General features: G+C 40.5%; 1 protein-coding gene and 1 pseudogene. Both read left to right on the forward strand.

The window, feature by feature from the left end; genetic code table 11:
• Nucleotides 1–812 precede the first annotated feature (812 nt).
• Entirely contained in the window at nucleotides 813–4,613 is a 3,801-nt protein-coding gene (locus AC1DSB_RS14005; protein ID WP_477586924.1) for a S8 family serine peptidase, read from the forward strand.
• A gap of 349 nt (nucleotides 4,614–4,962) precedes the next feature.
• A pseudogene (locus tag AC1DSB_RS14010) lies at nucleotides 4,963–5,178 on the forward strand (S-methyl-5-thioribose kinase); the annotation flags it as partial.

The raw sequence follows: 5,178 nt of genomic DNA on the forward strand, positions 1-5,178 counted from the left end.
CGAGACAAAGATATCCATCTACGAAATCGAGATATCTTCCATTGAATTCTTGATATGCACTCATGAATTCCAGATATCACAATAAATGCGTTATTAGTGGTGCCAGTTAACCACCCAACTGGCAATTTTTTTGTAAGTGACACCTTGAGATACTAACAGAAAAGTGGCAGGCGCGAGCCGTCAGCCACCAAATACAGGTCTGAGGAATTGTGCGTAAAAGATGAATTTTAGATAAGTAGTCGCGAATTATAGATAACGACTATCGAAATGAAGATATCCAAATATGAAATCGAGATATCTCAGTATGAATACTCGATATCTACCAGCGAATTCTAGATATCCACGCAAATTCGCTACCCTACTCATGAATTTGCTATAACAATCATTGAATTCGTGAAAACTTATCTAGTTTCCAGTTATTGTTTATAATTGTAAAAAATAAAGAACCCCCGCTCTACCCTTGGTAAATCAACATTCCCGCATCATCTTCAAAATATAGAATCCCCATTAATTAATAAAAATGAGCACAAAGAAATACCAAAATTATTACTTGTGAAACCAAAAGACCTATTATCAATTAAAATTGATAGATTCATATAACCTATGAACGTTTCAAGAAGGAGTAACTATATATCTAAAAATCTCCAAATTACAAAAAATGTAATCATTTTAGTAATTATGGTAAATAAAATAAGGTTTTCAAGGTTCTTAATATATGTTAAATTTCAAATTGTTAATTAATTCGACAAGATTGTCACGTTTCTGAAATATTTGTCAGAAATAGAAGAAACATAATTAGGGAGGAAACTAGATTGAGTATGAAAAAGAAAAGCATGTTTATTGCACTTGCAACCACATTGGCACTTAGCACTGCATCTTTCGGTGCGCCGGCTCCAACAGCAGCGACACAATTAGCAAAACAAATTCCGACGCTTAACTTGCAAAAACCAGCGTTGAAAATACCAGAACGTTTAGCGGTTCCTCAGAACCCAAGCGAAAAAGTTCGCATTATCGTGGAACTTGAAAAAGCACCGGCAATTGAAACTGCTACAAAGAAAGGCAAGCTCTACAAAGACCTTCCGAAGTCGGAACGTAAAAATGTAGAAGCAGCAATCAAAGCAGATCAAAAGAAAGTAAAAGATAAAGTAAAAGGTAAAGCCAAAAATGTTAAATTTAAAGAAGAGTTTAATGCAGTCTTCAATGGTTTCTCTGCTGAAGTAGAAGCGGGCGACGTTGCGGGCATCGCACAAACGGAAGGCGTAAAAGCCATCTATGAAACAAACGAATATACAAGACCAAGTGAAGAACCGAATATGGTTCATTCCAAAGAATTGGTTCAAGCTCAACTTGCATGGGAAAAATATTCGTTCAAAGGTGAAGGCATGGTCGTGGGTGTCATCGATACAGGTATCGACCCAAGCCACCGCGACATGGTTCTTTCTACAGAAACGGATGAAGACATTACGGCAGATGAAGTAAATGGATTGTTAGCTGGTGGAGAAATCGAGCCAGGTAAATACTTCACTGATAAAGTTCCTTATGGCTATAACTACATGGACGGCAACCAGGAAATCCGTGATTTAGGTCCGGATGCATCCATGCACGGTATGCACGTTTCAGGAACAGTTGGCGCAAACGGTGACGAAGAAAACGGTGGAATTAAAGGGGTAGCCCCTGAAGCTCAATTATTAGCACTTAAAGTGTTTGGGAACGATCCATTATACCCATCAACGTTTGGAGACATTTACGTAAAAGCGATGGACGATGCAATTAAACTTGGAGCAGACGTAATTAACATGTCACTTGGTTCGACTGCAGGATATGTCGATAACACAAGCCCAGAACAGCAAGCAGTTTCACGTGCACAAGATAACGGTTTATTAGTAGCCATTTCCGCTGGTAACTCGGATATGTTTGGGTCAGGTACATTCTACCCAATGRCGAATAACCAAGATTACGGTTTGACTGGTTCACCTTCTGTTTCTGAAGATTCATTTGGTGTAGCATCATTTGAAAATAACATGATCACAGCATCTAGTTTCAAATATGAAGTTAATGGAACAGAAGCAGGACGTTCATTATTCCTGCTTGCAAATGACCAAGATCCTAACGACCTACCGGAAGATCAATATGAAATCGAATTTGCAGGTTTTGGTACAGTTGCCGACTTCTCTGGTAAAGACTTAACAGGCAAATTCGCACTTGTATCTCGCGGAGGAATTTCATTCGTTGAAAAAGCACTGAATGCACAAGCTGCGGGCGCTGAAGGAATCATTGTTTACAATAATGCTGCAGGTACTATCAATATGGCATCTGATCCAGCCATCAAGATTCCGTTCATGTCCACACTTCAAGCAGATGGACTGGCAATGAAAGCTAGTCTTGATGCAGGGCAAGTCGTAAATGTCGGGTTTGACGGAAAATATATCGATGCACCAAGTCCAACTGCAGGCAAAATGAGTTCATTCACGTCTTGGGGTCCTACACCAAACTTGGACTTCAAACCGGAAATCACGGCTCCAGGTGGAAATATCTTCTCGACCTTAAACAATGATTCTTATGGTTTGATGAGCGGTACATCAATGGCAGCTCCACACGTAGCGGGCGGTACTGCTCTAGTGATGGAACGAGTGAATAAAGAGTTCGGACTAACTGGTGCAGAGCGCGTGCAGTTTGCGAAAAACTTGATGATGAACACAGCTAAACCAGTAGTTTTTGCTGAATACGATGGTATGAAAGAATATGTATCACCACGTCGTCAAGGGGCTGGCATCATGCAGCTTGCAAACGCTTTGGAAACAGATGTAATGGTAACAAACAAAGCAACAGGCGAAGCGAAAGTAGCCTTGAAAGAAATCAAAGATGGCAAATTCAAATTCACATTGAAGGCGAAAAACTTCTCAGATGAAGCGAAAAAATTCAATGTTGATGTTCAACTTCAAACTGACCATGCATTGAAAACTTCTGGATATGACGTAGTTGTACCGAACATTGCAGGTTCAAATATCGTGACGGATTTAGTGGATGTTCAAGCCCCTAAAACTGTAGAAATCGCTGCAAATGGCGAAGCAGAAATTCAAGTATCTGTCGATGCTTCATTATTGAAAGACACGGCAGGTTTCGAAACATTCGTTAACGGATTCTTCATTGACGGTTTCGTAACATTAAATGACCCGAACGAAGAAACATCAGGAAATGTACCTTTAACAGTTCCGTTCTTTGGCTACAACGGTTCATGGGATGATGCATCAATTTTTGACGGCAGTGCTTGGGAATCATCTACTTACTGGGGCTACCAAGGTTTGGTGGATGAAGTAGGGAACTATATTAAAGGACCATCATTAGGTGAGAACTTCGATCCTTCGAAATTTGCATTCTCTCCAAATGGCGATGGTAACATCGATTCAGCCACTCCAGTTTACTCGTTGATACGCAATGCGAAAAACCTGGAAGTCAACGTATTGGATGCCAACGGTAAAAAAGTTCGCACAATCCGTACGGAAACGAACATGACGAAAAACTATATTGATTCAGCTACAAACCCTGCGTACAAGTTAAATTCAGCTAATGCATGGGACGGCATGATTAATGGAAAACTCGCTGCAGATGGCCAGTACTTCATTCAAGTGCGTGGTGTAATTGATTTCGAGGGTGCAGAATGGCAGTCTGTTGAGTTCCCGATTTATGTGGATACGAAAGCACCTGAAGCTAAATATAAATTCGATCAAAAGAAAAACATCATTTCGACAAACACACTCCAAGATGCTGGAATTGGTCTTGATCGAGTAGAAGTATATGTAAACGGTGTTGAACGTGAAGAACTTGCAGAACTTGCAAAAGAATATGAAGTTAAAAATGTGAAAAAAGGCGACAAAGTCACACTTAAAGTTTGGGATATTGCTGGGAACGTAAAAGAACAAACCTTTGCAATCAAAACAACAAGTGCTGATTATAAAGAAGACGGGGAAGAACCAGGCGAAGAACCAGGCGAAGAACCAGGAACAACACCTGGTGACGGCGGGTCTGATGACGATACGTCAGCACCGAACGAGCCTGAAACAATTGAACCGGTAATCTTCATCAATACACCTAGTTTCTTCAGCAACCATAAAACATCACAAGTAGTGGTGGCAGGTTCTGTTGAAGACGATTCCAACATCGCTTCATTGAAAGTAAATGGACAAACGCCGACATCATTTGACGGCAAAAACTTTACACACACACTGACACTGGCTGACGGTGTGCAACAAGTCAATGTGGAAGCAATCGACGAGTTCGGAAATGATATGGGCATCACACGCCGCATTTTCGTGGACACGACAAAACCAACAGTAGCAGCGGTAAAAGTACCTAAAACRGTAAAATCGAACGAAGCAAACCCGATCATCCAAGTAAAAGTCGGCGACAACTTCGATGAAATCCGTCTATATGTAAACGACAGTGAAGTATTCTACAAACCAATTTCAGAACCATACGCAATGAACGGCTACAGCCAAACAGTTGATGTGGAACTTCCATTGGTAAAAGGCAACAACACGTTCGAGTTGAAAGTAGTGGACTTGGTTGGCCATGAAGCAACCCAAACAATCAAAGTTTCAAAACAAAAAAAATAACCGAATTAGCTACAAAACCCTTTCCCTTTAAATAGGAGAAAGGGTTTTGTGTTTTATTGTACGTAAAAGGTGAATTTTAGATAAACAGAAATGAATTATAGATATATGCTCACGAAATGGAGATATCCACCCGCGAAATCGAGATATCCATCACCCAATTCTCGATATCCACCTACGAAATCGAGATATCCCCGCCAACCCGCTATAACTTTACCCGAAATCGCCATAACCCCCACCGGCCGTTGGGAAAATACAACCAAATTCTCAATAACTAGAATACTCTCACAAGAAATTTGCTATGATAGAAAAAAACCTATTTTCAAAGGAGCGGTTGCAGATGCAAAAACCTATGCATACTTTTGAACAATACTTCCTGATGAATACCGATGACGTCATTCAATATGTGAAAGCCAAAATAGAGTCATTCCAAAATGCACAACAGATTACTTGCAAAGAAATTGGTGACGGCAACTTGAACTATGTGTACCGCGTCGTCAACGAGGAAACGAAAGAATCAGTTATCGTCAAACAAGCGGGTACGACTGCGCGCATTTCAGATGAATTC

It is taken from the genome of Paenisporosarcina sp. P4_E4_2, assembly GCF_056401595.1.